Consider the following 22,387-nt stretch of genomic DNA (forward strand, 5'->3'; position numbering starts at 1 on the left):
AAGGCATCGGACTTTGACTCCGAGATCGGTAGTTCAAATCTACCTAGCCCAGCCAGTTTTTTTTGACCCGCTAGCTCAGCTGGTAGAGCATTTGACTTTTAATCAAAGGGTCAGGCGTTCGAATCGCCTGCGGGTCACCATTTTTTTATTTATCATTATTTACTGCGGGTATGGCGAAATTGGCAGACGCGCTAGACTTAGGATCTAGTTCCCAGTGAGTGCAGGTTCAAGTCCTGTTACCCGCACCAAACATTCGTTTTGATAAGTAAAAAAAATAAATCAGTCAGAATTTCTGACTGATTTTTCTTTTTAAGTTAACTATCTTTATGTTTTTCATTTTCTTCTTTTAATGCGGCTTCTTTTTCCTCTTTGAGTTGTCTTTTAAGTTCCTTCTTATATTTAGGAATAGGATCATAGCCTCCTTTTGATAAAGGATTACAGCGAAGAATTCTCCAAATAGTTAAAAAAGTAGCTGAAAAGATATTATAATTTTGAAAAGCATCGATTGCATAGTTCGAACAAGAAGGACGATACCTACAAGTTGGATTTTTATTTGAAGTGGCGTTTTGATAGCTTTTAATTAATTTTATGATTAATTTTTTCATATTTCTCACCGATATTATTGTACCAGTAAAACAAAAAAATCACAATGATAATGGAATAATAAGTTTCATTTGACACAAATGATTTTTCTTACAATATGAATAAATATTCATGTTGTGATAAGAATCAAATACTATTTCGATATGTAAGGATTATTCAAACAATAGCTTTATTGAAAACAGGCATAATTTTGTTGTTAAAATAAAGCAAATGTGTTAGAATAATTAAATGGTGAGATTATGTTAAATCAAACAAATATTGAATTAATTTATGAAGTTATCGATGAATCAAGTATGATTTTTTTTGAGACAATAAACACAACCTATTTAGCGGGAATTGTTTTTACATGCGAAAACATTTTATCTCAAGAAATTTTACAAGATATAAACGAAGATGCAAAATTAAAATTATTCGCTTTAATACATAAAATTTATTCGATTGATTTTAAAAAAGAAGAAGTTCGAAAAGCGCTTCAACTTAGTATTTTAAAAGGATTAAAACATTCAAATAGAAACAATCAAGACATAACACCTGATACAATAGGAATCTTTATCGCTTATCTAGTTGATAAGTTATATCATAACCAAACATTAAAACTTATATTTGATCCTTTAATTGGTACAGGGAATTTACTTACCTGTATTGGGAATCACATCGAAGCTGAAGTAGAATTAATTGGAGTTGAACACAACGAAGAAAGTTATAAATTAGCAAGAGCTTTGTTTGATATGATGGACTACAAAGATAATTTATTTTTTCAAGACACACTTACTTTTAATAATATAGCTTCTGATTTAATTGTGACAGATTTTCCTACATTAGATAAAATTAATGAACCATATTTTCCTTATGAAGTCATTAAACATCATTATCATAATTTAAGGAATGATGGCTATTTTATCGGTATTATTCCGAATGATTTTTTTACCGTTTCAGGAAGTGTTGCTTTTAAAGAATCGATTATCGACATGTGGAAAGTTCTTGGGTTAATTCAGTTGCCAATATCCATGTTTAAAGGAATTGGTAAAAGCGTTTTAATTCTTCAAAAATGCACGAAAGAAGAGTTGAAAAATGATGTAGTTTTATTAGCAGAAATTCCTTCTTTTGAAGATCAAGAAGGTGTACAAATAGCAATAAAAAAAATAAATAAATGGTTTGAAGAAAGAACCTAATAAGGCAGGAGAATACAAAGAATGTTAAAAATTATCGCAGTAAATGCAGGAAGTTCATCCCTTAAATTTCAACTTTTAGAAATGCCTTCTGAAAAAATAATTACAAGTGGGATTGTCGAAAGAATTGGAATGAAAGATTCCGTTTTTTCCATTAAGTTAAATGGAGAAAAAATTGAAGAAATTAAAGATATTGAGGATCATAGTGAAGCTGTAAAAATGTTATTGGAGCGCTTAATCGACTTCAACATTATTTCTTCTTTTGATGAAATCAATGGGATAGGACACAGAGTGGTTCATGGCGCGAGCGTCATAACTGATTCTTGCATTATTACTGAAAAGGAAATAGAAATACTTGAAAGCATTATCGATTTAGGCCCTCTACACTTGGTTCCAAATTTAACAGGGATTAAAGCATTTAAGAAAATTTTGCCAGATGTAAAACAAGTTGCTGTTTTTGATACGGCTTTTCATCAAACAATGCCAGAAGAAGCTTTCTTATATGCAGTTCCTTATGATTGGTATGAACATTATCAAGTTAGAAAATACGGTTTTCATGGAACTTCGCATAAATATGTTTCGATTAGAGCAGCTGAATTACTTGGAAAGAAACCAGAAGATGTGAATGTTATTGTAGCTCACATCGGAAATGGCGCGTCTATCTGTGCTGTAAAAGCTGGAAAATCAGTCGATACTTCAATGGGATTCACTCCACTTGAAGGAATTCCAATGGGGACAAGATCGGGAAATATTGATCCTGCTATTATTGAATACATGATGAATAAAAAACATAAATCCGTAAAAGAGATTACGAATATTTTAAATAAATTTTCAGGATATATCGGAGTTTCTGGACTTTCATCTGATTCTAGAGATTTAGTAAAAGCCAGTGAAGAAGGGAATCATAGAGCTTCTTTAGCTATTAACATTCAAGCGAAAAGAATCGCAGACTACATTGCAAGTTACTATGTATACATGGGCGGAGCAGATGCCATAATCTTTACGGCAGGAATTGGTGAAAACGCACCGACAACCAGAGAAAACATTATAGATAGATTAAGTGTTTTAGGAGTTAAAATCGATCTAATCAAAAACAATTGTAGAGGCGTTGAAAAACTTGTTTCAACTGATGATTCTAAAGTTAAAGTATTTGTAATTCCAACCAATGAAGAAGTAATGATTGCAAGAGACACCGTAAAACTCATTTCTTTATAAACAGAAAACAAACCTCCAAGGCGTAGTATTTTAAAAAGGCTTAGGAGGTTTTTTATATGAAAAAAATAGGACTTATTTCTTTTCTTGCTTTTTGTTTCTTTCATTTCAATTGGATAAACGCCGAATCCATTGATATTCCTATCTTAACTCCAAATTCAGGATTCACTTACACCATTAATGGAGCCATTCAAAAAGAAGAGTATTTATATATCTATGGATTTCAAAGAGAAACTGAAAGAGACGATGTGAACGGACTTTTAATTGTCTATAACACGACGACGTCCACAGAAGAACATATTGTATTATATGAAATGGGCTATATAGAATCCTTTGAACTTGGAATCGTTTTTTCAAATGATTCAATTGGAATTATCAATAAAAATTATGGAATTTTGTATCCTTATCAAACTTATCGATATCGTTCAACTGAAATACTTCGATTTGACTTAGATGGAAATTTACTTGAAAAAGTCATTCTATATGATGAATTTTCCAATTATAATATTATCGAAAATCAATTTGTACTAACAACAATATTTAATGAGCACATCTGTGTAAACGAACAACTTGAAGTGAATGATTTAATCCCTCCAAATTACAATCAAATAGGAGAATTTAGATATCTATATGAAGGAGTGATTGTTGTAAATGACGCGTTTGTAAGTGAAATATTAATTGATACCCCTGGTATATACCACATTGAATTGAGAAATCTTGATTTTTCATTTGACATATCGCTTGAGCCCCTCATAGAAGGGGTCATTGATTATTCAGAATATAATGAAGACGTCATTATTCATTCATTAGGTGAATTGTGGCTTAATAACGAACTATATAATTCAGGGGATACAATATCTTCTCCGGGGAATTATCAATTAGAAGTGAAAGGAGTCAATGGATTTACAAAACAAATTCATTTTAGTATTCATCCTCAAGTTCTTCCTGTTTTTGAAGGATATCAAGAATCACAATCTATTCGTATTTATACGAATGCCGTATATGTAGAAATTAATGAAAAAATATATACTGGAGAACTTTTGACTGTTCCGGGAGACTATCTTTTAAAACTTTTCGGAGTTGAAAACTATGAAAAACAGATTCATTTTGAAATTCTACCTAGTTTATCCGGAATTGAAGATGGGATAAGTTATGAAGAAAATGTTTTGATTCAAGTAAACGGAGAAGCTTATATTAATGGCGAATATATTTTAAATTCGTATTTTGTGGATTCTCCTGGAGAGTATGAAGTGATACTTATGTATAAAGAAGAAACGTATCAAATGTATCATTTTTCAGTTTTTGAATCTCAAGAAGATTCTATAGAAGAAGAAAATGTACAACCGTTTAATGAACTTCAATATTTATTAGGTGGGTTAATTCTTTTAGGATTGTTTCTGATTTTCCGCAAGAAATAAGATTTCATTAAGTTTATAGATGTGATATAATCAAATTGGTGATAATGTGATAAATTTTAACTTATTTATTCAAACAGGATACTCGTTTAATGGTAGTTTAATTGACATTGAAAAGCTTGTTTTAAAATCAAAAGAACTTGGATATCTTACGCTAGGAATTGGAGATGTCAATAACCTTTACGGCGCAGTAAAGTTCTATCAGCTTTGCAAAAAGTCAGGAATTAAGCCACTCATTGGTATGCAAATTTATCTTAAAAATAACGAGTTAGTTCAAACTCCATTTTTACTTTATGCCAAAAATCAACAAGGATATTTAAATCTAATTAAAATAAGCACTTATTTAGGAACAATAGATAAAGTAATTCCGTTAGAAGAACTCCAAAAATATCAACATGGCTTAATCATCATTTCCATGACTTCACAAGGTGATATATATCAAGCCTTGTTATCAAATGATTTAGGAAAAGCAAATGATTTGGTTCGAAATTACGAAAAAATATTTGATGATTATTTTTTAGGGCTTGATTTAAATAATTTTACAATAGAAATGAAAATCGCACCAGAATTAAAAAACCTAGGAAAAATGATTGTCATAAATCAAGTCAATTATCTTGAAAAAGAAGATCGTTACGCAGCTACAATTTTGAAAAGCATTTTAAAAGAACAACATCAAATTCAAGATGGTTTGTTTGTTAATGAAGAAAGCATATTTGATTTAAAATCACTAGATGTTTTGACACAAATGTATCAAGATTATTCTAAAGCCATTCAAAACACATATGACTTAATCGATTCCATTGATTTTAATTTTGATTTTACAAAACGACATCTTCCAAAATTTCTTGTTCCTAATAACCATGAGGCACACCATTATTTAAAGGCACTTGCAGAAAATGGGTTAAAGAGAAGACTTCAAACAAAAAAATCCACAAAATATGGCTTTATAACTTATCAAGAACGTTTAAATTATGAACTAAATGTAATTCATCAAATGAATTATGATGATTATTTCTTAATCGTATGGGATTTTGTTTTGTATGCGAAAAAAAATCATATTTTAGTAGGACCAGGAAGAGGTTCTGCTGCAGGATCTCTTGTTTCTTATGTGTTAGGGATTGTTGACGTCGATCCACTAGAATTTGATTTATACTTTGAACGCTTTTTAAATCCAGAACGTATCACAATGCCTGATATTGACATGGACTTTCCGGATGATAAAAGAGACGAAGTCATCAGATATGTTGTTAATAAGTATGGAAAAGATCATGTTACTTCCATTATTACGTTTGGGACATTTCAAGGAAAAAGCGCGCTAAGAGACACAGCAAGAATACTAAACATTAGCGACACGATCGTAAGCGAAGTAACCACTTATGTTGGTGAAAGCGATAATTCTATTTTTGAATTTATCAAAGATCAACCACAAAAATATAGTTATTTAATGGAAATCCCAGAAGTGAACCAACTCTTTCAAGTAGCGACAAAACTAGTAGGATTACCACGTCACATTTCTACTCACGCTGCAGGAATTATCATAACGGATCAAGAAATTACAAATTATGTTCCGGTACAAAATGGATTAATGGATATGTACCAAACCCAATTTGAAGCCTCAGATCTAGAAGAACTGGGATTACTTAAAATTGATTTTTTAGGTCTTAGAAACTTAACTACAATTGACAAAGTATTAGATTTAATTTTTAAAGAATCTGGAGAAGTACTCGATATCTATAAAATACCGATGGACGACCAGTTGACTTTTCAATTATTAAAGAACGTCAATACGTTAGGAATCTTTCAATTAGAATCAAAAGGAATGATGAGTTTACTTCGTCAAATGCAAATTGAAAATTTTGAAGATATTTCAACTTGCATAGCGCTTTTTAGACCAGGACCAATGGAAAATATTCCTACTTTCTTAAAAAGAAGATTGCATCAAGAAGAAGTGCATTATCCTCATCCGGACTTAGAATCTATTTTAAAATCCACTCAAGGAATTATCGTTTATCAAGAACAAATTATGAAAATCGCGAATTCTTTTGCAGGATATTCTCTTGGAGAAGCCGATGTATTAAGAAGAGCGGTCAGCAAGAAAAAAGAATCCATTTTAATTGAAGAAAGAGATAAATTTATACGTAAATCCAAAGAAAAGAATCAATCAGAAGTGATAAGCAATGAAATTTATGATTATATTGTTAAGTTCGCAAATTACGGATTTAATAAAAGTCATTCCGTTGTCTATAGCCTAATTGCTTACTGGATGGCTTATTTAAAAGCTAATTATCCTACCTATTTTATGGCAGTATTGTTAGACGCATCCATCGGGTCTCAAACTGCTACAGCGGATTATATTCGAGACTGTCGGAAATTAGGCATTAAAGTCTATCCTCCAAGAATTAATGAATCTGAGAAACGATATAAGTTAGAAAACAACCACTTGCGATTTCCGTATTTAGGCATACGAAACATAGGGACAATTATTGGTGCCCGTCTTGAAGAAATGAAAGAAGTAAGACCGTTTAATAGTTTTATTGATTTTATGTCTCGAGCAAAAGATATTAATATAAGGGTTATTGAATCAATGATTTTAATTGGAATGTTTGACGAATTCCCTCAAACAAAAAAAACTTTGATTGAAAACATAAAACAAATTTCTGGGTTCTTAAGTTTGGGATTAGTCGCAAAAGAAGAAGATTTTGTATACATTGAGTTTTTAGAATATGATTATGAATATCTTCAAAAACAAGAAAAAGAATTAATCGGGATTAATTTGAGTTATCACGCAATCAATCAATACATTGATTTGTTGGAAAAAGAACAAATTCCTTTAGTGAGCGATATCATCGATCAAACTATAGGTCACATCGAATTTGCGGGGGTTATTCGTAAGATAAAACCAATTAAAACTAAAAAAGGAGATTTAATGGCCTTTTTATGGATTGAAGACCAATTTTCAGAAATTGAAGGAGTATTATTTCCTGAAGATTATGAACAATGCAAAAAGGATTTAATTATTAATGATGCGTTACTGATTCAAGGTACTTTAGATATGAGAAACAAAGGCAAACAAGTAATTATCAAACAAATCAAAAAAATAGGAAGGTGAAAAATTATGAATATTGGAGTATTAACATCAGGTGGAGATGCGCCTGGTATGAACGCCGCCATTAGAGCGGTTGTTAGAACTGCAATTCATTGTGGAATGGGTGCTTATGGCATATATGATGGCTATAAAGGGTTAGTTGAAGGCAAAATAAAAAAATTAGAACGAAACGATGTTGGACAAATACTGAATCGGGGAGGCACCATATTGGGATCTTCTAGATTAAATGAGTTTAAAGAATATTCAGTTCGTGAAATAGCCGTTAATAATTTAAAACAAAACGGAATTGATGCGTTAGTAGTCATTGGTGGAGATGGTACATACAGAGGTGCCATGGCTTTAACAGAAATGGGAATAAATTGCATTGCTTTACCTGGAACCATTGATAATGACATTGCATCAACAGAATATACCATTGGATTTTTTACGGCATTAGATACTGCAATTGGAGCAATCGATAAATTAAGAGATACATCCTTTTCTCACCAAAGATGTACAGTGGTAGAAGTCATGGGAAGAGATTGTGGCGATTTAGCCATTTTTTCAGGAATTGCATGTGGCGCAGAAATTGTAATTACAAAAGAAACAGGATTTAACAAAGAAGACGTTCTAAAACAAGTACATTATGCCAAATCAATTGGGAAAAGGCATTTAATTATCGTAGCAGCTGAAAATATAACGGATGTAGGTGTTTTAGCAAGAGATATTCAAGCAAGTTCGGATTATGAATCTAGAGCGACCGTTTTAGGTCACATCCAAAGAGGTGGAACACCTAGTGCGTTTGATCGTGTTCTTGCAAGTAAAATGGGCTCCTTTGCAGTTGAATTATTAGAAAAGGGTCTTGGTGGGAAAGCTGTTTTCTCAAAAGGAATCGAAATTGATTATTGTGATATTTTTGATGCATTAAGTAAAGAAAAGAAAATAACAGACTTATATTCTTATCTACCAAAATTAAATTAAAAAGAACTCAAATTGAGCTCTTTTTTTATCTTAAAACATAAAATGTAAGGTTTGATTTGGAAAATATACAAAAAGCAAATATTGATTAAGAAAAGTTGTAACAATCCCATATTTATACAAATCATCTATCTTAATAGTTTGATTTTTAGAAAAGAAATCTCGAATTAATTGGTTTTTGTTAATCTTTGATTGATTCCACCAAATTTGTGGTTTAATGCGAAAGTGATTTAAATAATCAAATTTTAAATTTGCTAAAACAGTTTCGCTTTCTTCTAAATAAAATTTTAAAATAAAAAGATAAAACCATTTAAACAAATCACTTAATTGATATCGATGAAGATTATAATTATTTTGCTTATAGTACGTCCCGAGTTGTAAGAAAAAAGCAAAAGAAGAAGGAAGGCAATTCGTTAAAGATTTAATAGTATGGTTCATAAAGCCTTTGTTCCAATAGAGTTCAAGCATAGATTCTACAATATGTATTTTGTTTAAATCTTCTTTGGTTAATTCATGAGTTTTGGTGATTTCATAAGGGGCAAAAAAATCAAATTCATACCCGTATTGCAAGGCTTCTTTTCTAATTTTAGTTCCTCTAAGCATTTTTAAAAAACCTAATTGGAGTTCTTTTGCATAAAGAGAAAAGACTTCATTAAATGTTTTTTCAAAACAAACTAGATTTTCATAAGGCAATCCTGCAATTAAATCAAGATGCAAGTCAATAATAGCCCCTTTTTGTATCAAAGAAATTGTATCAAATAATTTTAAAGTATCTTGATGTCTATCCACTGCCAAATTTGACAATAGATTTGTAGACTGAATACCAATTTCAAAGCGAATTAAATTTTTTGGAGCATTCGAATTGATATATTCAATTAGTTCTTTTGGTAAGATATCTCCTGTTATTTCGAATTGAAAACTAGTGTTTGGGAGTGAATGCTTTATAATGAAATCAAAGATTTCTTTAGCATAGATTGGATTGGTATTAAAAGTTCGATCTAAAAACTTAAATGTTTTTGCTCCTTTTTCAATTAGATATTCGATATCATTTTTTACTCGCTCAATATTAAAAAAACGAACTTTATTATCAAGAGAAGCTAAACAGTAAGAACAGTGAAAAGGACAACCTCTTGATGTTTCGATATATTGAATTTTGTTAGGAATGGATGAAACATCTTCTTCAAAATAATATGGAGTTTTAAGGGAATTTAAATCTTTAATTAACTCTTGTCTGTTATGAATAATTTTGCCGCTTTCTTTATAAACAAGATTGGGAACATCCCTTAGTGGCAAGTGATTTTCAAGAGCTAATACGTACTCGTTGAAGGCGATTTCTCCTTCTTGAGAAATAATAGCATCTACTAAAAAATGTTCTAAAAAATAATCGGGGTCATAACTGACTTCAGGGCCACCCCACAATATGATGCAATCACTGTTTTGTTTTAATTTTTGTGTTAATGTTTGAATGATTTCAATATTCCAAATATAAGCACTAAATGCGATAACATCAAAAGTCTCATTTAAAATTTTTTGGTACATAACCTCAAGAGAATCTTTAATAGTAAATTCTATAATTGTTGAATAAGAAGAGCAGTTCGCTTTTAAATAACGAACCGCAAGATTTGTGTGTATATATTTTGAATCAATTGAAACGAAAAGGATTTTCATCTTATCACCAATTCTATTTTAACAGATAACAACATTTTAACCAATTTAAATTTAGATTATGGTATACTTTTAAGTGTGGTGATATAGATGGATCGATTTAAATTAGTCTCAGATTATTCCCCCACAGGAGACCAACCCAAAGCAATAGTAGAGCTCGTTCGAAATTTAAATTTAGGCGTAAAAGAACAGGTTCTATTGGGTGCGACTGGCACGGGAAAAACATATACAATTAGTCAGGTAATTGAACAAGTCAATCGACCTGTTTTAGTGCTCGCTCACAACAAAACATTAGCAGGGCAATTGTATTCAGAATTTAAAAACTTTTTTCCTGAAAATAGAGTAGAATACTTTATTTCTTATTATGATTATTATCAGCCAGAAGCTTATATGCCTGGAGCGGATTTATACATTGAAAAGGACTCTCAAATCAATGATGAGATTGATGAAATGAGACATGCAGCAACCTCTTCTTTATTAGAAAGAAGAGATGTCATTGTTGTTGCATCGGTTTCTTGTATTTATGGAATTGGAGATCCAGAAGAATATAAAAAAGGAATGGCAACTTTAAGAGTAGGAGATTCTTCAGGAAGAGATGCACTTTTAAATAAACTTGTAAATATTTTGTATGTCAGAAACGACATTGACTTTGTAAGAGGTAGTTTTCGGGTTAGAGGAGACGTGGTAGAAATTTTACCTCCTTATGAAAAAACAAATGGAATACGAGTTGAGTTTGATTTTGATAAAATTTCAAGAATTCGTGAATTTAACATCGTTACAGGAGAAATCTATCAAGATTTTACAGTCTTGTCTTTGTTTCCAGCATCACACTTTCTGACGGATAAAACCAAATTAGATGAAGCAATTGCGCGTATTAAAGCTGAATTAATAGAAAGAACTAAATATTTTAAAGAACAAAACCATCTTCTTGAAGCAGAAAGAATTACCCAAAGGACTATGTATGATTTAGAAATGCTAAAAGAAATGGGTTCATGTAGTGGAGTCGAAAATTATTCAAGGCATCTTTCGTTAAGAAACGAAGGAGAGACTCCGTCAGTCTTAATTGATTTTTTTCCAGATGATTTTTTACTCATTGTCGACGAATCTCATGTGACGCTTCCGCAAGTTAGGGGAATGTATAATGGAGATCGTTCTAGAAAACAGACTTTGGTCGAATATGGGTTTAGATTACCGAGCGCTCTGGATAATCGCCCATTGAATTTTGAAGAATTTTTAAATAAAATTAATCAAGTTATTTATGTATCCGCAACTCCGGGTGATTTTGAAACCGAAAGAGCCGAAAAAATCATAGAACAAATCATTCGACCAACAGGATTAATTGACCCAGAAGTCATTGTAAGATCTTCTTTAAATCAAATAGATGATTTGATTGGTGAAATAGAAAGCACTATTTTGAGAAAAGAAAGAATATTAATTACAACCTTAACAATAAAGATGAGTGAAGATTTGACCGAATATCTCAAAAATCTAGGATACAAAGTAGCTTATCTTCATTCGGAAATTAAAACACTCGAAAGAATGGAAATTATTCGGAATTTAAGGTTGGGAGTTTTTGATATTCTAGTTGGAATTAATCTTTTAAGAGAAGGTTTGGATTTACCTGAAGTTTCTTTTATTGCTATTTTAGACGCTGACAAAGAAGGCTTTTTGAGAAGCGCAAGAGCCTTGGTTCAAATCATTGGTAGGGCGGCAAGAAATGTAAATGGAAAAGTCGTTTTATATGCAGATCGAATTACGGACTCTATGAATTATGCAATAAATGAAACAAATCGTAGAAGAAGTATACAAGAAGAATATAATGAAAAATATCATATAGAACCAAAAACAATCCTAAAACCAATACACGAATCGATTTCGCTTAAAGTTGATGAAAAATCAAAAGACATTGATTATAAACATCTTTCAAAAAAAGAAATTGAAAAAAGTATATCCATCTTAGAAAAACAAATGCTTTTAGCGGCTAAAGAATTAGACTTTGAACGCGCAGCAGAACTAAGAGATATTATTTTTGACTTAAGAGGGCATATAAAGTGAAGTACTTATCGCTTTTACTTTCAATCGTTTTAACAATGTTTGTATTTTCGATGTCTTTCGTTTCTGGAGAAGAATCTACCTCTCTAAGCTTATCGATAACCACAAAAATGTACGATTTCTTTCTTTCCGTTTTTCCGAATAGTTTGCTTGACATTGATACACTTCATTTAGTTATTCGGAAGTTAGCTCATTTTACAGAATTTTTTCTCTTAGGCATCACTTGGAGTATAACCTTTATATTTTTTCGCATTTCAATTTGGAAATTAATTATTTTTGGATTATTTATTGCACTTTTTGATGAATTCATTCAATTCTTTAGTGAAAATAGAGGGCCGAGCATAATTGACTCCTTAATCTTTGATTTTCCAGGGTTTGTGCTTGGAAGCCTAATTTTTCAGCTAATATCAAAAAAAAATACAAAAGAAACGTCTCATTTATGAGACGTTTTAAATTATTTTAAAATTATTTTAAAAAAACACTTGCTTTTTTATTAAAAAGTTAATATAATTAAGGTGCAAGTTAAAAAAGTTAATATTTTACTTGAAAATCAACAGATTAAATGAAATCATAATTAAGAAAGCGAAATAAAAAGTTTTATAGCACTTTAAAAAAACTAGTAACCCAAAACAAAGAAGAATAATTAAAATTACCTAGACATCCATTTAAAAAGGAGTGATAATATGAAACGCACAAAATTCAATCATCTAGTTATCCCAGAATATCTTGTCTTTAATCAAGACTATGCAATTGAAAAATTTCAAAGCATCGATAATGACAGATTGCATTATGAAAAAATTAGATATGCAAATTTAAATTACTTAGATATTAACGCTATTCAAAAAAATTGTTAAGAATGTTGAGGAAGAATAATGGTAAACAATGTATTGTTTCAATTGCGTGAAAATGAAATAAGCCCTAAAGAGGCTTATAAAGAATTGTATCCAAAAGGAACTAAGACAAAAATGAGGCGAGCTCATTTTGTGAAACTAAAAATACGCATTCCAGAAGAAAAAGGAGTTAATCGTTTTTTGGGAGTTTTGTTTTTACTGCCACTTCCTTTATTTCTTGTTAAATTTGGATTGCGATTAGCAAAAAACATTGATGAAGATACACTTCCTATGCCAAAAGATGAATTGCTTCGGATGATATCTTATCGAGGAATTAAACTGTCTGTAAATGCCAAATCTGGCGAAAAAATAATTATTAAAACTATATAAAAATCAGAGGAGAAATGAGTAATGGAAAAAATGGACAAATTAAAGTTTAAAAGAGAAGGATTAAACATTTTCAAAGAAGTAACAAAAGCTAAAGCATCATACCCCGTAATTTCTGAGTGCCCTGTATGCCATAATGATTTTGTAGTAGAGAGATTACACTGCGAAAATTGTGGCTCGGCTTTAGAAGGCAAGTTTACACTTTCCAAATTTAATTACTTAGATACAGATAAACTTTATTTCATTGAAATATTCGTGAAAAATCGCGGAAATATTAAAGCCATTGAAAAAGAGATGGATCTAAGTTACCCAACCATCAAAAAAATGTTGGATGATGTTATTTTAGAATTAGGCTATTCACCTGATGCAAGTGCGCCAGAAGAACCAGTAGTAGAAGAAAAAGGACCTAAGATGTCAAAGTTTGAAATTTTAGAAAAAATTAATAGCGGAGAATTAAGCGTAGAAGCTGCCTCTGCATTGCTAAAGAAAATTAAATAAGGAGGATAAAACAATGGGAAAAGATGAACTAAAACAAGAAAGAATGAAAATATTAGAATTGCTTACGAAAGGAATTATTACTCCTGAGGATGCAGAAAAGTTACTCTCTGCAATTGGAGATGCAAAAGAACAAGAGCAAGAAGTAATCACAACTCAAAAAAAGAATCAATTTAGAATGTTAAAAGTATATGTAGATTCAGCTGATGGAGACGAAGTTCGAATTGAATTACCAATTGAATTTGCTAAGTTATTAAAAAGCAAAAAATTCAATTTAGGATCAGTGGAACTAAACGATATGGACATTGATGTAGATATGTTAATCCAAATGATTAATAGTGGTGCAATTGGTGAAATTGTAAATGTAAAATCTGCAGATGGAGATATCGTAAGAATTTTAGTTGAATAGGAATATTTCTTATAACTCTTTCTAAATCACAGAAATGAATTAAGTAATTATTTGAATCAAAAAGACTTGTGTAAATAACGCAAGTCTTTTTTGATTTCGCAAAACGACTCTTATATTTTTCCACTAAATATGGTATAATAATTACAAGCGGTTTTTTTGTGGAGGAATGTATGAATTCAATAAAGGAACTGTATAAGATTGGATACGGACCTTCTAGCTCGCATACGATGGGGCCTCAAAAAGCTTGTTTACAATTTAAAGAAAAACATCCTGATGCAAGTACTTTTAAAGTCATATTATATGGCTCACTTGCATTAACTGGAAAAGGTCACTTAACCGATTACGTTATTAAAAAAACTTTAAATGACGTCGAAGTCGTTTTTGATGAATCCTTTCATCAAAGTCACCCGAATACACTAGAAATTTATGGGTATTCTAAAACGGGAAAAACATATTTTTCTAGAGTTTTTAGCGTTGGTGGGGGATCGGTTTTAATTGAAGGTGAAGAAGATTATATTTCAAAAGAAGTATATCCTCATCAAACCTTTGATGAAATAAAAAAACACTGCCAAGAATTTAATTTGACATTATATGAATACGTTGAGAAATTTGAAGGACCAGACATTTGGAACTTTCTTCATACGATTTATCAAGTGATGAATGATTCCATTGATAGAGGTCTTCGAAATGAAGGTATTTTACCAGGCGTTTTAGGAATTCGTCGTAAAGCAAAACAATTATTAAACAAGGTATTTGAAAATGAGCCTTCTGAAATAACAGAAAGTAGATTAGTGAGCGCTTATGCTTACGCCGTTGCAGAAGAAAACGCAAGCGGAAATCTTGTTGTTACAGCCCCGACTTGTGGATCTTCAGGAGTTCTGCCTTCAGTACTTCGATATATGAAAGAAAAACATCACTTTAAGAAAGAAACATGCATTAAAGCTTTAGCGACTGCCGGTTTAATTGGTAATTTAATTAAACACAACGCTTCTATAAGCGGCGCAATTGCGGGATGCCAAGCAGAAATCGGAAGTGCATCAGCTATGGCGGCTTCTATGCATGCTCAATTATTTAATTTATCAATTAATCAAATAGAATATGCTGCAGAAATTTCTTTAGAACATCATTTAGGATTGACTTGTGATCCCGTTCTAGGGTATGTGCAAATTCCTTGTATTGAAAGAAACGCAGTTGGTGCTTTAAGAGCTATCGATGCTTGCGGATTAGCGTTTTTCCTATCAAAATCAAGAAAAATTTCATTAGATATGGTTATTGAAACCATGTATTTAACTGGAAAAGACATTCATACAAAATACCGAGAAACGGGTATTGGCGGATTAGCATTATTGTACACAAAAATCAAAGGCGAGGAAGGAACGAATTAATTTATGGAAGATTTAACACCAACCACAATTGTAAAAGCCATTGATTTAACACATGATGCGCTAGGAGTATGCAAATTAGAAGACGGATATACCGTATTTGTGGAAGATTTATTAAAAGGCGAAAGAGCAGAAATTTTAGTCACAGAACGAAGAAAAAATTATGGGTTTGGCAAGGTAATTGAAAGGCTTGAACGAAGCCCTTATCGGGTAGCGCCTAAATGCAAGCATTTTTATGAATGCGGTGGGTGTGGATTAATGCACATGGATTATGATGTTCAACTAAGTTTTAAAAAATATCGTGTTGAAGCAGCTTTAAAACATGTTGGACTCGAAGAAACAGAAGTTAAAGAAATGTCAGGGATGATTAATCCTTATTTTTATCGCAATAAAGTTGAAATAAAGTTTAGACAATCTGAAAAAGGAATAGAAGCGGGATTTTTTAAAGCTAAATCACATCATTTGGTAAATTTAGAAGAATGTTATATCATGTCAAAAAAATCTTTTGAACTATTAACGCTACTTAAAAATGTTTGTAATGAACTTTCTATTTTTGCATATGACGATGTATCTAAAATTGGGATTCTTAAGTCTGCTGTTATTCGTGAGTCGGCTTTAAATAAGGAGATTGTTTTATTATTACACTTAGCAAAAGATACAATTTCTTATCAAGATATGTTTGTAAAAAAATTAATCACTAAAATTCCTGAGATTGTTGGAATCGCTTATACAGTGACAAAAGATGAGTCGCCACTTTCTACAGATAAAATAAATGTATTATATGGAAAAGATTTTTTAACGGATCAAATAAACGAAATCACTTATGAAATTGGATATCGTTCTTTTTTCCAAACTAATACGTATCAAGCTGAAAAATTATATATAAAAGCACTAGAATATGCCGGACTTACAGGAAAAAATAAAGTAATCGATGCATATTGTGGTATTGGAGCTATTGGCTTAAATGCAGCTAAAAATTCATATAAAATTTTTGGAATTGATGTTGTAAAACAAGCAATCGCAGATGCGAGAAAAAATGCAGAAAAAAACAATATTCAAAATGCTTTTTTTGAAGTTGGAGATGCCGAAACGGTTATTACAAAATGGAAAAAGTTTAATTTTGACGTAATATTTATTGATCCTCCAAGAAAAGGATGCGACAAAAAATTCCTTGATATGATTTTATCCATGAAGATACCAAAAGTAGTTTATGTATCTTGTGACCAAGCAACCCTTGGAAGAGATCTGCGTTTCTTAGTTAATGGTGGATATACTGTAAAAGAGATTACACCATTTGATATGTTTCCACAAACCATACATGTTGAGTCGGTAACTTTACTTGAATTAAAGTAACCAGTTATTGGCTATGAGAAAATCTTCATGTTTAAAAGCAGAAGACGATTAAATGCATTTTTAAAATTAAATCAAATTAAAATTTGATAAAAACATCTATTTAAATTTAAGAAATTTATGTTTTTATACATAATCAATTTTAAAGCGAAATATAACCGTTTTTGTCTTTGGGTGTGAGATCATTTTCTAATTCTCAACTCGATTCAGTATCGGTTGTTTTCGTTTGTTGACTTCCATACCCCTATGTCAGAAAGCGCTAGATGATTCTAGCTAAAAAAATATAGATTAGAAAGGATGAAATGATGCAAAAGAGTTATGCTATTCCTCCATATAAGATTAAAATGGTGGAACCGATTCATTTGATTACACACGAAAAAAGAAAAATCAAATTAAAAGAGGCTGGTTACAATCCCTTTCAACTTCGAAGTGAAGATATTTTTATTGATCTTCTTACAGATTCTGGAACAGGCGCAATGAGCCATTTTCAATGGGCAGCATTAATGCAAGGAGATGAATCCTATGCGGGATCATCTAGTTACTATCGTCTAGAGAAAGTAGTAAAAGAAATTACGGGCTATAAGTATATTATGCCTGCTCACCAAGGCAGAGGGGCAGAACAAGTAGTGATACCCGAATTAATAAAACATCCGGGCATGTATTTTATTAGTAATATTCACTTTGATACGACAAGGGCACACGTTGAAATGGCGGGAGCTAGAGCCATTGATTGTGTTTGTAAAGAGTGTTTTGACTTAGAACATTATGCTCCTTTTAAAGGTAATTTTGATATAGTAAAATTGGAACAAATTATTGAAAAATATCAAGCCCAAAATATTGCTGGCATTATTATGACTATCACAAATAACTCCGCAGGAGGACAACCAGTAAGTATCTCAAATATGAAACAAGTTTCAGAAATAGCTTCTCATTATCGCATTCCAGTTATAATTGATGGGGCCAGATATGCAGAAAACTCTTATTTTATAAAACAAAGAGAAGAAGGATATCAAGATACTAAAATTATAGATATCGCCAAAGAAACATTTGCATTAGCTGACATTTTTTTAATGAGCGCTAAAAAGGATGGACTCGTTAATATTGGCGGATTAATTGCAATTAAATCTAATGAAGAATTATTCAAAAGATGTCAAACTAGAATTGTTCTTATGGAAGGATTTCCAACTTATGGTGGCTTAGCAGGAAGAGACATGGATGCGTTAGCGGTTGGATTAGAAGAGGCCTTAGAAGAAGATTATTTGGCTTACCGCATTGATGAAGTCAAATACTTAGGAGACAAATTACTTTCTGCAGGAATTCCTATTCAATATCCTACTGGAGGACATGCGGTTTTTGTGGATTGTGGAAAAATGTGCCCACAAATACCTTATCATCAATTTCCAGCTCACGCTGTTTGTAATGAATTATATTTAGAAGGCGGAATACGCGCTGTTGAAATCGGATCTTTGCTTTTAGGAAGAAATCCGGATTCGCTGAAAAATATGAAAGCAGATATCGAATTTTTGAGACTTACAATACCAAGAAGAACCTATACATTTCAACACTTAGATTATGTTGCAGAATGTTTGATAAAAGTATATCTTAGGCGAGATACTATCAAAGGTGTTGAATTTATTTATGAATCACCAATTTTAAGACATTTTACCGCTAGATTTAAGCCCATTCAATAACGTTAATTAAATTGTATATTTAAGGAGGAATATTTTATGAGTGTTTTACAAGTAAATTCTGAAATAGGGAATCTAAAAAAAGTACTTCTGCATCGACCAGGAGGAGAACTTGAAAACTTAACTCCTAAGTGGTTAGAACAACTGCTTTTTGATGATATTCCTTGGTTAGATTTAGCAAAGAAAGAACATGACCAATTCGCTGAAGTATTCAGAAAAAATGGAGTAGAAGTTCTGTATCTTTCTGATTTGGTTTCAGAAGCTCTCGATTCATCTGAAAGCATTAAAAATCAATTTATTGAACAATTTATTGAAGAGGCACATGTAACAAGTGATACTTTAAAAATTGTTTTATCAGATTATTTACACGCATGTACAACAACAAAAAAAATGGTCGAAAAAACGATGTCTGGTATTCGAAAATCTGAAGTACCTAATTTTACAAAAAGAACGTTAACAGACTATATAAGAGATTATCCGTTTGTGACAGATCCAATGCCAAATTTATATTTCACTAGAGACCCATTTTCAGTTATCGGAAACGGAGTTTCAATCAGTAAAATGTATACATTTACAAGAAGTAGAGAAACCATATACGGAGAATTCATCTTTAAATATCATCCCATTTATGGAAACGATACGATTCCACTTTATTACAACCGAACATATTTGTCTTCTATTGAAGGCGGAGATATTGTCGTGCTGAATGATAAAATATTAGCAGTTGGAGTAAGCCAAAGAACACATCCTGCAGCTATTGAGAAATTAGCAAAAAATCTATTTTATAATTATAAAACCACGTTCGAGACAATTCTTGCTTTTGATATTCCAAAAAGCAGATCTTTTATGCATCTTGACACTATTTTTACTCAAGTAGATTATGGTAAATTTTTAATTCATAACGAATTAAGACACGATATTAAAGTATTTGAATTAACTAGAAGTAAAACACATAAAAATAAATTAACTGTATTACCAATTGAAGGTAAAATTGATATGATTTTAGAAAAATATCTAAATCAAAAAATTACCTTAATTCCTTGTGGTGGCGACGATGTTGTGTCTTCTGATAGAGAACAATGGAATGATGGAGCAAATACCATAGTTATTCGACCAGGAGAAGTCATTGTTTATGAAAGAAATCACATCACAAACGATTTGTTAACCAAGCACGGTATCAAAGTCCACCCCATTCTTTCAGGGGAATTATCGAGGGGTAGAGGCGGACCAAGGTGTATGAGCATGCCTCTTTATCGAGAAAATATTCAAGAATAATCAGATTCATTTTTCAGCAAAGGATTGACTTGTTTTATTCATTAGGTATAATGAAAGACATATACTTTAAAAAAAGGAGCTAAACAATGCTTTCATCCATTAAAAATAGATTTGTGATAATATTAATTATATTTAGTTTTAGTGCAATTGTTTGCTCGATTCCGGGATATATTTTATACGCAAATATAAAAACGCTTATTGTAGAAGAATTGGGTAGAAATGCCGAAAATGTAGCTATTTCAGTGGCGGAATTAGTGGAGCAAGATATTGATTCCTATCAAGAACTATTCGAAATTGAAGACTATTCAGAAGGAACTTACGACGAAGTATATTATCAAAAAATGTTAACCATTTTTTATAACTTAAGAACACAAACTGGTGCAGATTATATCTATACTGAAAAAATGATTGATGATGCTACCATTGTTTATCTTATCGATGGAGAAGATCAAGAAAGTGAGTTTTTTTCACCAATTGGATCGGAAGATGTAATGTATGAATTAGAACGCCAAGCTTTTGTCGAAGGAATCCCTGTAGCAACTAGTATTGAAACTTACCCAGTGTGGGGAGAGTGTTTATCAGGATTTGCCCCTATTATTAATCATGAAACCGATGAGATTATTGGAGTAGTTGGTGTCGATTTTTCTTTATCTTATGTACAAGGATTGATTACTTCTGTGCGAATTGTGATTGCAATAGGACTTATGTGTTTGACAGGCTTAGCAACCTATGTATTATACCAGTTAGTCAATATTCGTTCTGAAGCATTGGATAAAGATTACTTAACAAGTCTTTATAGCAAACGTTACCAAGACTTAAAGCTTAGAAAAGCATTAAGAGAAGCAAAATTTAGAAATAATCCTTTATCTCTTGTGATGCTTGATGTAGATTACTTTAAAGAAATAAACGATAACTATGGCCACAATACGGGAGATAAAGTTCTTAAAGCTGTTGCTGAGGTTATCCTTTATAATACTAGAAATATCGACATCTGCTCAAGATATGGCGGAGATGAATTTTTAATTATTTTTCCTAATACAACACCAAAAGAGGCAGAGGCTATTAGTGAGAAAATCAAACAAAACATTTTAAAAATTTCTCTTCCCGAAGAGCTTGAAATGCAAATTTCAGTGAGCATTGGACTTTCTGAATGGAATCGAGTATGCGATGCGGAGGAATTAATTATACAAGCCGATAAAGCAATGTATGTTTCAAAAAACACTGGAAAAAATAAAATTACAATTTATAAATAATCAGGAAAGCAATTGAAATTCAATTGCTTTTTTTATGGTGTAATTTCACCAAGCATCTATCACTCTTGAAGAACGTTCATATGGTATACTATTTTTAAAGCGGTGAGAGAAGTGACAATCAAAAGTAAGAATGATTTAAAAATAAAATTAACAAAAATGCAATATGAAGTGACACAAAACAAAGCAACTGAACCACCTTTTGACAATCTATATTGGAATAACAAACATTCAGGAATATATTTAGATGTAATTTCAAAAACTCCATTGTTTTCAACGCTAGACCAATTTGATTCAATGTGTGGATGGCCAAGTTTTTCCAAGTCACTTGGAAAAGTAGAACTTAAGAAAGACGTAAGTCATCATCTACTTCGAATTGAAGTAACAAGCGAGGACTCTCATTCTCATTTGGGACATCTTTTTGATGACGGGCCAAAAGAAACAGGTGGAGTGAGATATTGTATTAATTCTGCATCTTTAGAATTTGTTCCTTTGGAAAAATTAATAGGGTCAGAATACGAAGAATATCTGTCTTTGTTTGAAAGGGAGAAATGATGTTAAAACTTATACTAAATATGCAAAAACAAAAACGGTTTATTGTACAAGGGATGATTATTGCAAGCTTTTTTTTAACACTTTATTTTTTATTAGATTATTTAAATGGTGGATATCTGTTAATGGTAGAAGAATATGGGACTTACTTGGTGGTAATTAATATTTTACTAAACATTATAATGTCTTTTTTAAGTGCTTTTATGATGAATTTAAGTTCAGCTTTGGTTAAATTTACAGGCAAAGAAGGAAAAGGAACTTTTTTAAGTAGTGTTGCAGTTTTTTTTGGAATCATGACTTATGGATGTACTCCATGTGTAATAGCATTTTTTGCAACAATTGGCATCACCTTATCAGTGGCCGCTTTACCGCTGGCTGGGCTTCCGTATAAATTTATTTCTTTTGGAATATTGTTAATAGGTATGCTTTGGTTATTTCATGAGATCAATCACTCTAAGTGTAAATTGCCAAATCCTAAATCAGAATAACGACTAATTGTCGTTTTTCTTTTAGGTATATTGAATCTGTTTTTTTAAAATGGTATAATAATCATAACTTATCGACATCACAATAAAAACAGATTTTTAAAA

20 protein-coding genes and 2 tRNA genes are annotated in these 22,387 nt (G+C 31.3%); 20 read left to right on the top strand and 2 right to left on the bottom strand.

The window, feature by feature from the left end:
- Nucleotides 1–64 precede the first annotated feature (64 nt).
- Nucleotides 65–140: transfer RNA gene (locus KJ971_00395), tRNA-Lys, on the top strand.
- Nucleotides 141–164: 24 nt separating this feature from the next.
- A tRNA-Leu gene (locus KJ971_00400) sits at nt 165–248 on the top strand.
- A gap of 66 nt (nt 249–314) precedes the next feature.
- Here KJ971_00400 and yidD read toward each other — a convergent pair.
- Nucleotides 315–605, bottom strand: a complete 291-nt coding sequence (gene yidD / locus KJ971_00405; GenBank protein MBU1144301.1) for a membrane protein insertion efficiency factor YidD — start codon at nt 603–605, stop codon at nt 315–317.
- A 237-nt stretch (nt 606–842) separates the two neighbouring features.
- On the opposite strand from yidD, the gene KJ971_00410 reads away from it, so the two are divergent.
- Genes KJ971_00410 through pfkA form a run of 5 tightly spaced genes read left to right on the top strand, consistent with a single transcriptional unit; the run spans nt 843 to nt 8,465 of the window.
- Nucleotides 843–1,775 carry an N-6 DNA methylase gene (locus tag KJ971_00410; protein ID MBU1144302.1) on the top strand — a complete coding sequence of 311 codons (933 nt, stop codon included), beginning with the start codon at nt 843–845 and terminating at the stop codon, nt 1,773–1,775.
- A gap of 21 nt (nt 1,776–1,796) precedes the next feature.
- Nucleotides 1,797–2,987 (top strand): acetate kinase, encoded by a 1,191-nt coding sequence (locus tag KJ971_00415; GenBank protein MBU1144303.1) that lies wholly within the window; start codon nt 1,797–1,799, stop codon nt 2,985–2,987.
- Nucleotides 2,988–3,043: 56 nt separating this feature from the next.
- On the top strand, nt 3,044–4,402 hold the full coding sequence (locus KJ971_00420; GenBank protein ID MBU1144304.1) for a hypothetical protein: 1,359 nt from the start codon (nt 3,044–3,046) through the stop codon (nt 4,400–4,402).
- Nucleotides 4,403–4,448: 46 nt separating this feature from the next.
- On the top strand, nt 4,449–7,508 hold the full coding sequence (locus KJ971_00425) for a DNA polymerase III subunit alpha (protein ID MBU1144305.1): 3,060 nt from the start codon (nt 4,449–4,451) through the stop codon (nt 7,506–7,508).
- 6 nt (nt 7,509–7,514) lie between these two features.
- Nucleotides 7,515–8,465, top strand: coding sequence for a 6-phosphofructokinase (gene pfkA / locus KJ971_00430; protein ID MBU1144306.1), 951 nt, complete (start codon nt 7,515–7,517; stop codon nt 8,463–8,465).
- A 30-nt stretch (nt 8,466–8,495) separates the two neighbouring features.
- On the opposite strand, the gene KJ971_00435 is transcribed toward pfkA, so the two are convergent.
- Nucleotides 8,496–10,130 carry a B12-binding domain-containing radical SAM protein gene (locus tag KJ971_00435; protein ID MBU1144307.1) on the bottom strand — a complete coding sequence of 545 codons (1,635 nt, stop codon included), beginning with the start codon at nt 10,128–10,130 and terminating at the stop codon, nt 8,496–8,498.
- An 87-nt stretch (nt 10,131–10,217) separates the two neighbouring features.
- Between KJ971_00435 and uvrB the strand changes: the two genes are divergently transcribed.
- The 13 genes from uvrB to KJ971_00500 all read left to right on the top strand — a co-directional run bounded on the left by uvrB (nt 10,218) and on the right by KJ971_00500 (nt 22,285).
- Nucleotides 10,218–12,182, top strand: a complete 1,965-nt coding sequence (gene uvrB, locus KJ971_00440; protein ID MBU1144308.1) for an excinuclease ABC subunit UvrB — start codon at nt 10,218–10,220, stop codon at nt 12,180–12,182.
- Nucleotides 12,179–12,622 carry a VanZ family protein gene (locus KJ971_00445; protein MBU1144309.1) on the top strand — a complete coding sequence of 148 codons (444 nt, stop codon included), beginning with the start codon at nt 12,179–12,181 and terminating at the stop codon, nt 12,620–12,622. The genes uvrB and KJ971_00445 overlap by 4 nt, the downstream gene beginning before the upstream one ends.
- Before the next feature lie 240 nt (nt 12,623–12,862).
- Nucleotides 12,863–13,033 (top strand): hypothetical protein, encoded by a 171-nt coding sequence (locus KJ971_00450; protein MBU1144310.1) that lies wholly within the window; start codon nt 12,863–12,865, stop codon nt 13,031–13,033.
- A gap of 18 nt (nt 13,034–13,051) precedes the next feature.
- Nucleotides 13,052–13,399, top strand: coding sequence for a hypothetical protein (locus KJ971_00455; GenBank protein ID MBU1144311.1), 348 nt, complete (start codon nt 13,052–13,054; stop codon nt 13,397–13,399).
- A gap of 30 nt (nt 13,400–13,429) precedes the next feature.
- The gene (locus tag KJ971_00460) at nt 13,430–13,894 is read left to right on the top strand and encodes a DUF2089 domain-containing protein (GenBank protein ID MBU1144312.1); all 465 of its coding nucleotides are present in this window, start codon (nt 13,430–13,432) and stop codon (nt 13,892–13,894) included.
- Between the two features lie 13 nt (nt 13,895–13,907).
- On the top strand, nt 13,908–14,300 hold the full coding sequence (locus KJ971_00465) for a hypothetical protein (GenBank protein ID MBU1144313.1): 393 nt from the start codon (nt 13,908–13,910) through the stop codon (nt 14,298–14,300).
- A 170-nt stretch (nt 14,301–14,470) separates the two neighbouring features.
- Nucleotides 14,471–15,685, top strand: a complete 1,215-nt coding sequence (locus tag KJ971_00470) for an L-serine ammonia-lyase, iron-sulfur-dependent, subunit alpha (GenBank protein MBU1144314.1) — start codon at nt 14,471–14,473, stop codon at nt 15,683–15,685.
- Nucleotides 15,686–15,688: 3 nt separating this feature from the next.
- A complete protein-coding gene (gene rlmD, locus KJ971_00475; protein ID MBU1144315.1) occupies nt 15,689–17,035 on the top strand; it encodes a 23S rRNA (uracil(1939)-C(5))-methyltransferase RlmD in 1,347 nt (448 codons plus the stop codon).
- Between the two features lie 299 nt (nt 17,036–17,334).
- Entirely contained in the window at nt 17,335–18,723 is a 1,389-nt protein-coding gene (locus KJ971_00480; protein MBU1144316.1) for a tryptophanase, read from the top strand.
- 36 nt (nt 18,724–18,759) lie between these two features.
- The gene (arcA, locus tag KJ971_00485) at nt 18,760–19,995 is read left to right on the top strand and encodes an arginine deiminase (protein ID MBU1144317.1); all 1,236 of its coding nucleotides are present in this window, start codon (nt 18,760–18,762) and stop codon (nt 19,993–19,995) included.
- A gap of 86 nt (nt 19,996–20,081) precedes the next feature.
- Nucleotides 20,082–21,248 carry a diguanylate cyclase gene (locus tag KJ971_00490; GenBank protein ID MBU1144318.1) on the top strand — a complete coding sequence of 389 codons (1,167 nt, stop codon included), beginning with the start codon at nt 20,082–20,084 and terminating at the stop codon, nt 21,246–21,248.
- A gap of 156 nt (nt 21,249–21,404) precedes the next feature.
- Nucleotides 21,405–21,800: a peptide-methionine (R)-S-oxide reductase MsrB gene (gene msrB, locus KJ971_00495; GenBank protein MBU1144319.1), complete on the top strand. Its 396-nt coding sequence runs from the start codon at nt 21,405–21,407 to the stop codon at nt 21,798–21,800.
- The gene (locus tag KJ971_00500) at nt 21,797–22,285 is read left to right on the top strand and encodes a hypothetical protein (protein ID MBU1144320.1); all 489 of its coding nucleotides are present in this window, start codon (nt 21,797–21,799) and stop codon (nt 22,283–22,285) included. Before msrB ends, KJ971_00500 begins: the two co-directional genes overlap by 4 nt.
- The last annotated feature ends 102 nt before the right edge of the window (nt 22,286–22,387 follow it).

The organism is Bacillota bacterium, from assembly GCA_018818595.1.
Classification (GTDB): Bacteria; Bacillota_I; Bacilli_A; order Izemoplasmatales; family Hujiaoplasmataceae; genus JAHIRM01.